The sequence below is a fragment of the Camelimonas fluminis genome (assembly GCF_014656355.1).
In the GTDB taxonomy this organism is placed as follows: Bacteria; Pseudomonadota; Alphaproteobacteria; order Rhizobiales; family Beijerinckiaceae; genus Camelimonas; species Camelimonas fluminis.
In genome coordinates, this window is sequence record NZ_BNCG01000029.1 from 1 (window position 1) to 14,024 (window position 14,024).

11 protein-coding genes are annotated in these 14,024 nt (G+C 66.9%); 9 read left to right on the top strand and 2 right to left on the bottom strand.

Going from position 1 to position 14,024, the window contains the following annotated elements:
* Positions 1-268: 268 nt before the first annotated feature.
* Complete coding sequence (locus IE243_RS18655; protein ID WP_191320883.1) at positions 269-769, top strand: very short patch repair endonuclease; 501 nt, start codon at positions 269-271, stop codon at positions 767-769.
* A gap of 3 nt (positions 770-772) precedes the next feature.
* On the opposite strand, the gene IE243_RS18660 is transcribed toward IE243_RS18655, so the two are convergent.
* Entirely contained in the window at positions 773-1,636 is an 864-nt protein-coding gene (locus IE243_RS18660) for a protein phosphatase 2C domain-containing protein (protein WP_191320884.1), read from the bottom strand.
* Positions 1,637-1,853: 217 nt separating this feature from the next.
* Between IE243_RS18660 and IE243_RS18665 the strand changes: the two genes are divergently transcribed.
* Positions 1,854-3,392: an NAD-dependent succinate-semialdehyde dehydrogenase gene (locus tag IE243_RS18665; RefSeq protein WP_191320885.1), complete on the top strand. Its 1,539-nt coding sequence runs from the start codon at positions 1,854-1,856 to the stop codon at positions 3,390-3,392.
* Positions 3,393-3,413: 21 nt separating this feature from the next.
* Here IE243_RS18665 and IE243_RS18670 read toward each other — a convergent pair whose 3' ends face one another.
* The gene (locus IE243_RS18670) at positions 3,414-4,445 is read right to left on the bottom strand and encodes an Lnb N-terminal periplasmic domain-containing protein (protein ID WP_244643257.1); all 1,032 of its coding nucleotides are present in this window, start codon (positions 4,443-4,445) and stop codon (positions 3,414-3,416) included.
* Positions 4,446-4,874: 429 nt separating this feature from the next.
* On the opposite strand from IE243_RS18670, the gene IE243_RS18675 reads away from it, so the two are divergent.
* The 7 genes from IE243_RS18675 to IE243_RS18705 all read left to right on the top strand — a co-directional run bounded on the left by IE243_RS18675 (position 4,875) and on the right by IE243_RS18705 (position 13,949).
* The gene (locus tag IE243_RS18675) at positions 4,875-5,246 is read left to right on the top strand and encodes an EthD domain-containing protein (RefSeq protein WP_191320886.1); all 372 of its coding nucleotides are present in this window, start codon (positions 4,875-4,877) and stop codon (positions 5,244-5,246) included.
* A gap of 845 nt (positions 5,247-6,091) precedes the next feature.
* Entirely contained in the window at positions 6,092-6,676 is a 585-nt protein-coding gene (locus tag IE243_RS18680; RefSeq protein WP_191320887.1) for a polysaccharide biosynthesis/export family protein, read from the top strand.
* Positions 6,677-7,194: 518 nt separating this feature from the next.
* Positions 7,195-8,682 (top strand): hypothetical protein, encoded by a 1,488-nt coding sequence (locus IE243_RS18685; protein ID WP_191320888.1) that lies wholly within the window; start codon positions 7,195-7,197, stop codon positions 8,680-8,682.
* A 2-nt stretch (positions 8,683-8,684) separates the two neighbouring features.
* Positions 8,685-9,557 (top strand): WcaF family extracellular polysaccharide biosynthesis acetyltransferase, encoded by an 873-nt coding sequence (locus IE243_RS18690; protein WP_244643258.1) that lies wholly within the window; start codon positions 8,685-8,687, stop codon positions 9,555-9,557.
* A complete protein-coding gene (locus IE243_RS18695; RefSeq protein ID WP_191320889.1) occupies positions 9,526-10,590 on the top strand; it encodes a glycosyltransferase family 4 protein in 1,065 nt (354 codons plus the stop codon). The genes IE243_RS18690 and IE243_RS18695 overlap by 32 nt, the downstream gene beginning before the upstream one ends.
* Positions 10,583-11,896, top strand: a complete 1,314-nt coding sequence (locus IE243_RS18700) for a hypothetical protein (RefSeq protein WP_191320890.1) — start codon at positions 10,583-10,585, stop codon at positions 11,894-11,896. The genes IE243_RS18695 and IE243_RS18700 overlap by 8 nt, the downstream gene beginning before the upstream one ends.
* Positions 11,897-11,957: 61 nt before the next feature.
* Positions 11,958-13,949, top strand: a complete 1,992-nt coding sequence (locus IE243_RS18705; RefSeq protein WP_191320891.1) for a GumC family protein — start codon at positions 11,958-11,960, stop codon at positions 13,947-13,949.
* Positions 13,950-14,024 lie beyond the last annotated feature (75 nt).

A 14,024-nucleotide genomic window follows, 5' to 3' on the forward strand; every position in this document is an offset into this window, starting at 1 on the left:
TGGCTGAAACAGCGGGTGAACCCCGCCGCCGATGGGTGCCTTATAGGACCCACATCCCCATCATGTCAATGCCCATTCATCCAGCCGTCACATCATCCCCCCCACCCTGTGGACGTAACAGATGTAACCGTTCGCATGTCGTTATACGGCATGGATATTTTCGACAGACCCAGCAAAATCCGGCGGGGAAAGGTTCCTCCATCCGGCCCCTCCCCTGTCGCGATCAGCCTCTTGCGTCAGGCAGACGACCCGCAGAAGATCCGCGCCGATGGCCGATATTGTCGACGCCCCGACCCGCAGCCGGATGATGCGCGGCATACGGGGCAAGAATACACGTCCCGAAATGGCGATACGCCGGGCGCTTCATGCCCGGGGCCTCCGCTTCCGCCTGCACGATCGCAAGCTGCCGGGCGCACCGGATCTGGTGTTTCCCAAATTCCGCGCCGTGATTTTCGTCCATGGCTGCTTCTGGCACGGGCACGGCTGCCACATGTTTCGCTGGCCGGCGACGCGCGCCGCCTTCTGGCGCGCCAAGATCTCCCACAATCAGGAAGTGGACGCCCGCGCCGCAAGCGCGTTGCTGGGCGACGGCTGGCGCGTGGCCGAAGTGTGGGAATGCGCCCTGCGCGGGCGCCGGCGCCAGTCCATCAACGATATCGCCGCCACCCTGGCCGCCTGGCTCGCCAGCGATGCGCCGCGCCTCGAGATCCCCGACGCCAGCGACATCGGCCTGGATGACGAAGCCGCCTTCGATGACGATCTCTCCTGAACGTCAGCCCACCCGCACCAGCAGCGCCGTGGCGTCGTCACTCTGTTTGAAACGCGGATAGCGCGCGCCGTCCGGGTCTTCCTGACGCTCGATGTGGCGTAACTCCGCGCAAAGACTGGACAGCCCGCGCCGGGTTGCGGCCTCAAGCAGGCTTTCCGCATCGTACCGCCGGTAATGGTCGACCAGTTCGGCAAAGCCATCGCTGCACAGCAGCACCGTAACCGGCTCCGACAGGTCCAGCGTCTGGATCTGCAAATGATCGGCGGCTTCGGGAACGACGCCAACCAGCCACGAGGGGCCGCCTGGCCGGTTGTGCAGCCCACGCTTGCGCCGCAGTTCCTCCAGCGCCCCGGCCTCGTCATAGGCGGCGCCGGCGCTGCCGAAACCATTGTTGCGCTCCAGGGCGGCCCTGGCCGAAGCGCGCTCGTTGTCACGCCCGTATGCAGCGGGCGTCCAGCGTCGCGTCGCGCCAAAGCCGTCGCGCATGAACGCTACCGTATCGCCAAGCCCAAACAGGGTTGCGCCCTCTGCGGCGACGCGTGCGCCGAGCAGGCTGGCCACCGGATAGCGCCAGGGTTCCAGCGCATCGCCGGCCATTTCGCGAAACCGCCTCGCCGCTTCAGCGATGGCCGGCCGCAGGGCCTCGGCAGTGGCGACTGGCGGGACGAGATTCTCCTGTAGCTGCGCGCTGACGCACGTCGCCAGCCAGGCGGCGTCGGTCAGGGGCGGCGGGGCGACTGATGGCCCAAGGGTGGTCGCGCCATCGAGCACGAAGGCGGCGCTGGCGTTCCAGCCATGAGCGTCCTCATTGATCCGGCCTGGATGGCCGGCGTCAGTCAGACTGTCGATGATATGGAGTTCAGGCATCGGGTCACGGCTCCGCTTTCCCAGACACGTCCGCTCAAATCAGGACCAGATCAAGCCGGCGGCTTCGTGACGGACCGGCGGGAATCCGCTCCTTCCGACGAATATTCCGCAGACAGGCATCGCAGCCAAGGCTTGAGGCCCGGCGGAAAATGCGGAACCTTCCCGGACGGGCGTCATTTGCCGGTTGGGATCATGATATTTCGCGGGAGAGCAGGACATGACAGCGACCTCATCCAACGGCGCCTCGCGGGCGACCGGCCCGGGCAGCCCGGCGGCGCTGGCGCAGCGCGCCGGCATCGACCTCCGCGATCCCGCGTTGCTGACCGATCACGCCCTGATCGCCGGGGAATGGATCGCGCCCCAGGCCGGCCGGACGATCGCGGTGACCAATCCGTTTGATGGCGCGCTGATCGCCGAGGTTCCGGATCTGGGCCCGGACGCGGCCCGCCGCGCCATCGACGCCGCCGCGGAGGCCCAGAAAGCCTGGGCGCGCCGCCCGGCGCGCGAGCGCGCCCGCATCCTGCGCGCCTGGCACGACCTGGTGATCGCCAACGCCGACGATCTGGCGTTGATCCTGACCACCGAACAGGGCAAGCCGCTGGCAGAGGCGAAAGGTGAAATCGTCTCCAACGCCGGCTATCTCGAATGGTTCGGCGAGGAAGCCAAGCGGATCAACGGCGACATTATCCCGGCTGCGGCCCCGGACCAGCGCATCATGGTGCTGAAGCAGCCGGTTGGCGTCTGCGCCGCCATCACGCCGTGGAATTTTCCAAACGGCATGATCACCCGCAAGGTGGGGCCGGCGCTGGCCGCTGGCTGCGCCATGGTGCTGAAGCCGGCGCAACAGACGCCGCTGTCGGCGCTGGCGCTGGCGGTGCTGGCGCAACGGGCCGGCGTGCCAGCGGCCCTGTTCTCCGTCATCACCGGTGAGGCTGAGCCGCTGGGGCTGGAATTCTGTCATAACCCGAAGGTGGCGAAGATTTCCTTCACCGGCTCGACCCGGGTGGGCCGCTGGCTGCTGCGCGAGGCCAGCGACAGCGTCAAGCGGCTGTCGCTGGAGCTTGGCGGCAACGCCCCGTTCATCGTGTTTGACGACGCCGATCTCGACGCGGCCGTCGATGGGGCCATGGCCTCGAAATTCCGCAACTCCGGTCAGACCTGCGTCTGCGCCAACCGGATCTATGTGCAGGCCGGCGTCGCGGACGAGTTCGCCCGCCGCCTCGCCGGGCGCGCCGCGCGGTTGCAGCTCGGCCGGGGAACCGACCCGAAAACCGATCAGGGACCGCTGATTAACGAAGCGGCGGTGAAGAAGGTCGAGGATCACATCGCCGACGCCCTCGGCAAGGGCGCGACCCTGCTGACCGGCGGCAAACGTTCGGACCTCGGTTCGACCTTCTTCGAACCTACCGTGATGACCGGCGTGACCCAGGCCATGAAGGTGACGAAAGAGGAAACCTTCGCGCCGTTCGCGCCAATCATCGCATTTCGCGATGAGGCCGAGGTGATCGCCATGGCCAATGACAGCGAGTTCGGCCTCGCCGCCTATTTCTACGCCCGCGACATGGCCCGCATCTGGCGCGTGGCGGAAGCGCTGGAAAGCGGCATGGTCGGCGTCAACGCGCCTTCGCTCGCCAACGACATGGCGCCGTTCGGCGGGGTGAAGCAATCCGGCCTCGGCCGCGAAGGCTCGAAATATGGGCTGGAGTCCTATCTGGAACTGAAATACGTGCTGCTCGGCGGCGTGACGGCGGACTGAGCCGCCGCGCCATCATGATGTTCAGGGGCCTTTCACGGCTCCGGTCGTGGTCGCCGCGGAAGGCCGCAAGGTGGCGACCGGGCCTGAGCGGATCGCCGCCGAGAAATCCTCATTGGCCGGCGTCTGCTGGCCGATGGCGGAAATGCGCGCCCGCTTCTTCACCTCGTCCAGCGGCAGGGTGGTGGTGATATAGCCGTGATCGTAGAGGTAATCGGGCAGGTAGCCGGAGAACAGGATGCGCCAGTCGAGGCTGGCTCCGGGCGCGAGGGTGCGCGCCAGCCGGTAGACCACCGTGGTGCAATTGCTGAAAATCGTCTCGTACCATTCCGGCCGCGCGGCCAGACGATTGCCGTAATCCAGATAGGACATCAGCAGGGCGCGCCGGAAGCGATCGTCCGCATCGACCGGGAACAGCGAGACGTCTTCCTTGCGGTAGTTGGTGCGCAAGCGGACGATGTCACGCTCGTCAGCTGCGATCAGCACCATCTCGTACTGCTTGAAAAAGCCGCCGATGGATGAGAATTCCTCGCCACGCTCCCGGCGGATCTCGGCGGAGAACACCAGATGCCGGCCATCGCGAAAGCCGAAGCTGACCAGGGTGTGCGCGATCGCCGGGCTGTCCCAGACCGAGGTGAACACATCAAGACTGTCGAGATCGGACAGCCGGTAGGTCCGGGTTTCCCAACGCGCGACGCCGTCATGCTCCGTGCGCCAGTCGAAATTGCGCACATTGCGCAGGGTCAGGATGTCGCCGTCGATGGACGCGGTCACGCCGTGGGCCACATCCGCCGCCCAGTCGCGATCATTGCTGGGCGAGACGCCGCCCCACCACACCGCCAGGACCGCGAGGATGGCGACCAGGGCGCCCGCGCCCGCCAGACGGCGTCGGCCAAACCACAACCAGAGCGCCGCCGCCGTGGCGACGACAAGCGCCGCGATGGCGATGGCGCCCCACATGGCGCCAAACTGATAGCCGAGCGCCATGGAGCCAAGACCTGCCAGCAGCAACGCCGCCAGGCAAAACACCCCATGTCCGGCCAGTCTGATAACCACCAACGCCCTCCCAAAACGTCTTGCGCCAATTTCCGGCCTGGTTCGCGACCAGCCGTCCGGCTGACTGCGGTATGAGCAAAGCCGGCCCACCGTCAGGGGCGCGCCTGCCCTATCATTCTGAATTGACGCGTTTTCTTACACCAAGCGCCAACACCTTCGCCGGAAACGCTCTAACATGTACAGTTGATGTCGCAACCCCCGCCGCGCCATGGAGACGCTGCTTGCCTTGAGCGCCGGCCCTGGCGATACACGGCTGCGGCGGGAGGCGCGCATCTGGAAGCCAGCCCTGGCCGCCGGATTTCAGATGCAGATCCCACCCATTTGCCAGAAACCCGAAATATCAAAGGCCCGGTCAAGGGCGCCCTGTTGGGGAATGACCCATGCATGGGCGCCGCGCCTGCAAAAACGCCAAAACAACAGGGAACGTCCATGATCAAGCTGACCTTCTGTCTGGTGCGCCTGCCCCATCTGACCCGCGCGGAATTTCAGACATACTGGCGTGAAAGCCATGCTCCGCTGGTGCGCTCCCATGCCGGAACACTGCGGTTGCGCCGCTACGTGCAAAGCCACACCCTGCCAGAAGACGCGGCGCCATGGCTCTCCGCGTCCCGGGGCGCGCCAGCCGAATTCGACGGGGTTGCGGAACTCTGGTGGGATTCGATGGCTGACTTCACCCACCGTAGCCCCGAAGGCGCCGCCGCGGGCGCAGCTTTGCTCGCCGACGAGAAGACCTTCATCGACCTGGCGAAATCACCGATTTTCGTCACCGAGGAGTTTGAGGTCGTCCCAGGCGGACGCTAGAGCGCTTTCCGATCAGCCGGAATCGGCTGATCGATCAGAATTCGCTCAAACAAGGAGAACTGTGGCAGATTGCGATCCAGATTGATGGAAAACTGCTGTAGCGGTCTGTTTCCGACATTCCCATCCCTCGATACCGAGCGGCGGAGCGAATGTCGGAAACAAGAAGACCTCCAGCAACTTATTGATTTTCTGGTGGGACTTGTGAATTTAACGTTTGCTCGCCGCCTGGCGTGGAGGTGGATGCGAATGTTAAATTCGTTCCACCAGATCGTTTTCGGGAAAAGTGGGGCCAATTTTTCGTGAAGAGAATGCTTCGGGTTAAAGAGATGAAGCATTTTTTATGAACCGGTTTCACCGAAAATGCTCCAGATCGGCCGGACGCTGCGCCCGAAGCGGACAGCTCCAGGCGTAATTCCGCCCAAACAGCGAAAGCCACATGCGCCGGCCGCGACCGAGCACTTCCTTCCTGCCGTGCCTTGACTTGTGCTGGGCGCGAAGCCGCCGGTGCCGCAGTCGCGCCCTTGTTTTCCGACGGAGTTGAGGCATCGCCCATTTTCCGTCCAGGAGGGCGGAGCCGGACGACGACGCCCTCCCGCGCGGCCGGCGTCCTCCGGCGACGTGGTTGGATGCGCATGACCCACCGCATCCGCGCGACAACGGCGGTGGCCCCAAAGCGGCGGCTGCGCAACGCACGCCTTGTCAGCCCAATCGGATCGCGCCTGGCCGGCTGCCCGCCTCTGGCGACGCAGTTTTATGAAGTAAATTTCAATACATTTCATGTATATTGAAATTATTCGCAGCACGTGTAAATTCAAAATTCATGCTTTCTCACGAACGAGCGCCGCATGTATTTTCGCGCAACAAATCGCCATTTATCATTTACCTTTCTGACGGTTGCGCTGATTTCGCTGGCCGGCTGCATACATGATGATGAAGCGGCGTCGAATGCGGCGGCGGCTGTAGAGCCCGCAGCGTTTGCCCAGCGCCTCGACGCCGGCGACCAGTTGCGGGTTACGGTGTTTGGCGAGGACCGGCTCACTGGATCGCTAACTGTTGAAAGCGATGGTCGCATCACGCTGCCGCTGGCCGGGCCCGTCGAGGTCGCAGGCCTGACGCCACAGGAGGCCAGCAAACGCATAGCCAGGCAACTAGAGGGGAACCTGGTGCAACCGCGCATCACTGTCTCCGTGACCGCATGGCGACCGGTTTATGTGGCTGGGGAAGTGGAGCGCGCCGGCCAGTACGCCTGGCAGCCAGGGCTCAATCTGGCCAGCGCCCTGGCGCTGGCGGGGGGCGCCACACGCCGGGCCAGCCGCGACGAAATTCTGGTGCAGCGCGCCGGCAGGGGGCCTCTGGTCACGATGCGCCAGTCACCCGAAACACCGGTTTATCCGGGCGATCTGCTCAAGGTCCCCGAACGGTTTTTCTGATGCGCGTCCCGGGAGGCGGCATGGTTGCGTATAAAGAAACAAACCGGTTCTGAATGGCGGCGTCATGCGCCGGTTCCGCGTGACCCAGCATTTCCAGTCCCGGGCCGGAACCGGCCGGGAGCCGGTCGGGCGGCCTGAGGGCGGCATTCCGCCTCACCGCGACGCTGCCTTGCTTGCAGCTTCGGGAATGCGCGGCGTCCCGGTCGCCTCCACGCCATCGTGATCGCCTGCCCAGGACTGCAACGGAGATTTTTTGGCGAGCCTGTTCTCAAAGTGAACAGGCCTTCCGGCCGAGCCTCCCAAATCCCAATAAATCACAACCAACGACAACCTGAATGACATAAATATACATTAACAACAATATTGCCTAAATCTGAAATTTATCTGAATATATTTACATGATACTTCCGCGCCACAGCCGCCATTCTGTCATACAGACGCCCGTTCCTAGCGCGGTCAGCGGCCGGGCGCCTGTCGGCAACAGCGGATACGGTCGGGGTCAGGACACACGACCTGACATGTCATCCGGACGTCGCGCCCTGGGTGCGATGCGACCGGTCACGGCGTTCAGCATGCCATCGCCGTGGCGCGCCCGCTGGGCCTGGTGGCTTGGCGCCTGCTCTGGCCTTGCGTTGATTCCAGCCTGCGCCGCCGGCTTCGGCGGGCAGCCGGCCCTGGCCCACGAAGATATCTGGAGCCGGACGCGCATGGGCGAACCTGCGTCAGATCTGGATGAAGCGCCACCATTGGCGAAACGCGCCCCATGGGCCCCCCCGGCAGCGGCGACGCCTCTGGCTGCTGGCGCGGCAGTTCCCACCCTCCCGTTGCAGGGCAGGGAGGCGACGCGCGCCCGTAGCCCGGCGCAGCGCCCCACCACATCGGTCGCCGGTTGGGACATTTACGCCAGTGTGAGGCTGGACGCCGTGAACGACAATGGCGGCAGACCGGCAGCCAGCGCGCGCGCCACGCCCATCGCTCTTCTTACCCGCGATCTGGGGACCATACGGCTCACAGCCCACGGGGCTGTCGACGTCCCCCTGTACGCCTCACGGACAACGCCTGGCGCAAACTACCGTTTCGGCGGCTCTGTCGCATATAAGCCGGCAAATGACATACAGATCGACGCCCGCCTTGAAGCGGCGCGGCTCACCGCCGCCGCCCTGCCGTTCGTCCCGGGCTTCGCGACCGGCCTTTTCCAGGACGGGCGCCAGTTGGCCTGCGGCCCGGCGCGCATCGATACGGCGAGTTGCGAACGTCTGGCCGGCGGCATAAAGGCGCTGAAGCAGGCAGGAGATTTCACCTTCATCGCGCAGGTCGCCGCCGCCAGCGACCGGGCGTCATCAAACCTGATGCGCCACGCTGGCGACGCCAGTGTTCTCGCCGGACAGCTGCGGGCTTCCCGCCGGTTTTCGCACCGGTTTGAGCCTTATGTGGAGATCTCTGCGAGCCACTGGCGGACGCCGGATGGCGACGCCGGACGCCAGCGTTTTGTCGCCGGCGCCCTCTTCCCGGAGATCAGCCTGTTCTCTGGACGCCTCTACGCCGGGATGGACAGGCCGCTTCGCGGCGCCGCGCTTCCGGTTCTGGGTGGGTCGCTGTCATGGAGCCCAAGGCGAACGCTCGTGTTTGCGGCGCGCGCCGAAACCGGCGGCGTCGATGGCCCCCCGCCCGACGACGGAATGATCACGCCAGTCCAGCGCTTCGCCCATGAGAACGGCTGGCGGGCCGGACGGCAAACCCGGTTGTCGCTCTCAGCCCGGTGGACGCCTGCTCCCATGCTCGACCTGACGCTGGCCTCCGCCTGGGAAGACGCGCGCTGGCGCCCCATGCAACCGCCCGGGGCCGCCTGCGAGGATCAGACAACCAGCCTCACGGCGGCGCTGGCCTGGGCCTTCAGCGCGGATTGGCTGGCGCGCCTTGATGTGGCGGCGATCCGCCAGACCATGTCTCCGGGCCCACCCCAACGCCGCGTCGTCACCGTCCTCAGCCTGCAAAGGATGCTGTAGTCATGAACATGGATCATGCCGGCGCGGGCGAGAGATCGCCCCCCGGCCACGCCAGGCGGGCCACCAGTCCCGGCGCCATTCCGGCGCATCTGAAAGTTGTCACGGCGCCTGCAACTGGGGCCGGCGACCGGACGCCGGCCCCGGATGCGGGTGGATCACATTCCGACGGCTGGCCGCTTCCGGACAAGGCCCCGGTTTTTCAGGATCTTCGCCGTTTTCGCGTCCCTCCGGGCTTCCGGGGGCGCAGTCTCCTGATGGTGGCGATGTGGCGCGTCGTTCAGGGCAGCCTGTTTGCCTGGTCGCCGCAGCCATTGCATGGCTGGCGCCGCCTGGTATTGCGGCTGTTTGGAGCACGCATTGGCGCGGGCGTCCGCATCATGCCAAGCGCCCGCGTCGCCTATCCATGGAAGCTGTCGATTGGCGACCACGCCTGGATCGGCAGCGGGGCGGAACTCTACAGCCTCGCGCCCATCCTTATCGGCGCGCACGCCGTCATTTCCCAGCGCAGCTATCTCTGCGCCGCCGGTCACGCCGTTGATCGCGCTGACTTTCGCTACACGGCGGCGCCGGTTGTCATTGGCGATCAGGCCTGGGTCGCCATGGACGCCATGGTGGGACCGGGCGTCACCATCGGAACCGGCGCGGTGCTCGGCGCCCGCTCGTCGGCCTTTCACGATATTCCCCCCGGCGTCATCGCCATGGGCTGTCCCGCCCGGCCGGGACGACGACGCCCTGCGGAGCCCACTTTGCCTGGAGGATCGAATGCCCGGCCCGAAAGCCCTTCCCGCGCCTCCCCGTCATGTTCTGCTCGGGCCGCTGCCGCCGCCAGTTCATGGATACGCCATGGCCATGCAGGGCCTCGCCAGCCGGGTTGAGCGGGCGGGCGCAAGGCCGATCGTGTTCAACCTCGCCGCGCCTGGCTCCCGAACCAATCCCGCCTACCACTGGCGGCGCGCGCGGCGAGCGGCGGCGGCGGTCGTTGCGCTGGTTCAGGAGCGGCGACTGCGCGGCGAACCGGTTCGCGCCCATATTGGCTGCGATGGCGGCGCCGGCCTGTTCTACGCCATGGCGCTGACCGTTGCGGCCCGGCTGGCCGGATGCAGTCTCGTCTTCCATCATCACAGCCATGCAGCCCCAGACCGCTGGCGCCCCCTGTTGACCATTCTCCTCAAGCTCGGGGGCCGGCAGGCAGTGCATGTTGCGTTGCGACGCCCAATGGCGGACGCCCTGCGCCAGCGCTATGGCCGTTCGCTACGTCTGACCACCCTGTCCAACGCCGCATTCGTTGAACAGCCGGCCGCAGCTGGGATGATGGACGCCACGCGCGCCAGCCGCCTCCTCACCATTGGCATGATCAGCAATCTGTCGCCGGCAAAGGGGCTGGACGTGTTCCTCGCCCTGGCTGGAGCTTTGCGCGCCCAATCCGGGGTGCGTTGCCTGCTGGCCGGACCCGCAGCTTCACAGAAGGATCGCATGGCGATCGAACGCAGCGTGGCCGCTGGCGAGATCGTATGGCTGGGGCCGGTCGAAGGCGCCGGGAAAAGCGCATTCTACCAGCAGATTGATCTGCTGGTTTTTCCAAGCCGCTACGCCAACGAGGCGGAGCCGATGGTCGTGCTGGAAGCCATGGCGCAGGGGGTGCCCGTGCTCGCGACCGACCGGGGCTGCATTCGCGATCTGGTGGGCGACGCCGGCCTCGTGCTGCCGCCGGAAAGCTGCTTCGTTCCGCAAGCCCTGAACCTGGTCGGGACAATCCGCGCCGACCCGGCCTGGCTTCCGCGCCATCGCAGGAATGCCTGGCGCCGTTTCCGGCGCGAGCGCGCGACAGCCCTGGTTCAGGCGGCGGATTTGCTCGGCGTCCCGGCCCTTGCGCAGATGTCCGCCGATATGGACGGACGTCATGGATGACGTCGCCATCGCCCTGATTATCGCTGCGGAACTGGCCGTGCTTCTGCGGCAACGTCGCCTTGCCCGCAGCGCGCCGGCGCTGATGCTGTTCAGGCTCTATCTCGTCGCGGCCCAGGCCATGGCCTGGCTGGTCAGGCTCGACCTTGCAAGCCATGAGATGCTGGATCTCTATGGCGGAACGGATCGCGACGCCGATCTCCTTGTCGCCATTGTCGCCGCCGCCGTCCTGTTCCTGGCCACGCGCCTGCTGGAAACGACGGACTGGCGGGCGCCGTTCCAGAATCATCACGCGCCTGCCTCAACGCTGGTGGGGGGCGCCTGCGCAACGGTCTGGGCCGCGCTGTTTCTCACAGCGCTGTCGACGCTGGACCTGGAGCGGCTGTGGGCCGCCTCCCATTATCTGGATCTGACCGATCCGGCGATCATGACGCGCAACGCCCTGCCGGGTCTGGCCCTTGGCGCGTTGCCGCTCGCCGGGGCCGCGGCCGCGGCCATGGCGGCCATTCTGATCGCAACGCCGCGTCATTCCCGTCCGCTCGCGGCGCTGCTGCTGCTTCAGGCCGCCGTGACGACGATCTGGCTGCTCGCGGCGCATTCCCGCGCGGCCGCGCTGGCGCCAGCCGCTTTCACATTCTTCGCCCTTGTCCGGAATGGCCGGGGCGGCGCTGGCCGGCTGACGGCGGGCGGGCTGGCGATCCTCATCGCCCTTGCGGGAGCGCTGGCCGGTCGCAACAGCGGCGAGCATGGCCTCGGGAGCCTCGCGCACCTGCCGGAGCAAATCGCCCGCACGGGCGAATGGGCGCCCCGGCTTGCCGGCAATGTAACGGAAGGCATATTCGCCGTCGCCGCTGGCATCGGCGAATGGCGCGCCGCCACGTCCGGGGCCATTTCCTTTCCGGACCGATACGTTTGGCTCAGTTTCTCGCCGATGCCATCGGCTATCGACGGCTTCGCCCATATTCTCGACGCGCAGGTCCGGCTGCACGCTTTCGCGCCCATGCCCGGCTATGTGGAGCTGGCCTGGTTTGGCCCGGTCAGCCAGCTGGCTTTCATCGCCCTGATCGCGTCCGCCGTTCGCATGAGCGCCCGGGCGGCGCGCATGTCCACCCTGTGTGGCGCGGTGACCAGCATGCTGTTGATGGCCTGCCTGTACCTGATGGCGGCCTATCCGGTGCGCACAGCGCTCAAACCGCTGTGGCTAAGCCTTGCGTTGAGCACGGCGGCGACCATCGCCGCAGGCTGGCGATCCCCGGTTTCCCACATGCGAACGAGGCAGGCTGATGACGCCGCGCGCCACAGACTCTGAGGCGTCCCGCCCGGCCTGGCCGCAACCGCAACCGCAACCGCAACCGGCTGACGAAACGTCAATGGCGGCGCGCGGCGTCAACGCATTGCGCCGACATCGCCCGGCCATGGCTGGCGGCGCGGCCCTCGGTCTGCTGGCCGCGGGTCTGGCGCTCGCATGGCTTCCCCAGCAATGGCAGGCGTTTGCAGACATTGAACTGGCGCCCCCGAGAACCGGCAGTAGCGGACGAATCGATGATGGAGCCGGCCCGCCCGACGCGGCTGTCGAGAACCAGGGCCTCATGGCGCTGTCACGGCCGGTTCTGCTGAGGGCCCTCGCCAATGCGCCGGACCTGGTCGCCCGGCCCCATCGCGACCCTGCCCTGGCCCTGCGGGACCAGTTTGCCGTTCGCCGCCTGCCGCGCACCATGGTCTGGCGGATCACCGCAACGGCGCAGACGCCGGACATCGCCGCCAGCCTTGAAGCGCGCCTGCCCGCGCTGGCACAGCAACTGCAGGCTTCGGAGCGCGCGGCGGCGCTCTGGCGACGACAGCATGCTCTCGTGGCGGGAGGCGACGCCAGCGGCGCCAGCCTGGCGGAGAAGCAGCTCGCCGACATGAACGGGCGCCTGGCGCAAGCCCGCGCCGCCGCCATTGACGCCAGAACCCGCCTTGAGCGTTTCTCGGCGGCGACGCCGGGAGACGACGGTGAAAACATCTCCCCGGCAATGCAGGGCATGCGCCGGCAGATGACAGACCTGGCCCGGCGCGACGCCGATCTGGCGACCCGCTATGGCCCGCAATACCCCGAACGCGCCGCCATGCGCGCCCAGATCGGGGCCATGGCGAAGGAGATCAGCGCCGAGCGCGAGCGGATCACAAAAACCTTGGGGATCGAAGCGGATATCGCTGCTGCCCGCGAGGCCGCCATGCGCCGGTCGCTGGACGCCAGCCAGACGGAAGCGGCGCCCCAGGGCGGAGCCAGCGATCAGGCGATCAGGCTGCGGGAGCTGGAAAGGCAGGCAGCCGCCGACCGGACGGCGTATGAAGCGGCGCTGGCCCGCCTGCGGCGATCGCAGGAGATGGCCCACGTCGCGGATCCCGAAGCCCGCATCATGTCGCCCGCCGTGGCGGGCTCCGGGGAGCGCCTCGCCTCGCCTTTTCTGCTGATGATCATGGGCGCAGCCGGCGGCGCGATCATGGTCCTTGGCGTCGCGTTGCTAAGAGAAAACATGGTCGATCCCTGCCTCTGCCCTGAACAGGTCGCCACGGATCTGGGCCTCGCCCGCGTCGCGGAAGCACCGATGCTCGGCCCTGGCGAACGCAAGGCGCGCGGTCATGTCATGCAGCCCGCGACAACTGTCGCCCTGCGTCCGCACTCGCGTTTTGCGGAAAGCTTCCGGGCGGTCCGGATGACCCTGGAGGCGACGCGGGCCCACCCCGCCCTGCTAACGAACCCGGGACTGCCGGAGCCCAGGCGCGGCAGGATCGTGCTGGTGACCTCCGGGCAACCCGGCGACGGCAAGACCACAACGGCCATTGGCCTGGCCCTGTCGCTCGCGGAGGCCGGGCATCGCGTCGTTCTGGTGGACGCCGATCTGCGCAATGCCGGGCTGTCGCGGTATTTTGACCTGCGCGCCCACCTCGGGCTGGCCGACATGTTACGGGCCGGCGCGCCCTTCGCCAGCGCCAGCGTACGCCGGGCGAACGTGGCGGTGGTTCCCGCGGGAGCCATGGCTGGCGGCGCGAAAAACCCGTTGTCGCTTGTCGATATTTCCGCTGCGCCCTTGCTCCATCGCATGGCGCTGGCGTTCGACCATGTTGTGGTCGACGCGCCGCCCATGGATGTGACGGAGGACGCCAGCGTGTTGCTGCGCACGGCCGACACCGCCGTGCTGGCGCTGCGCTGGGGCCGCACGCCCCGCTGCCTGGCGCGGCGCATGGCGGCCCGTCTCGCCGCCCATGGCAAACTCGGCGCCGTGATGCTGACGCGCGTCAATCCGGCGCGCACGCCCCGCTATGGATCGCCGGCCGTTCAGGGCAGGGCCGCCATGCGGAGATATTTTCATGGCTAGAGCGACGTCCCGCGAAGTGGACGCCGCTTCGCGCGCAGAAAAAGCATCAACTCAGGGAGCCCTGGCGAGAATCCG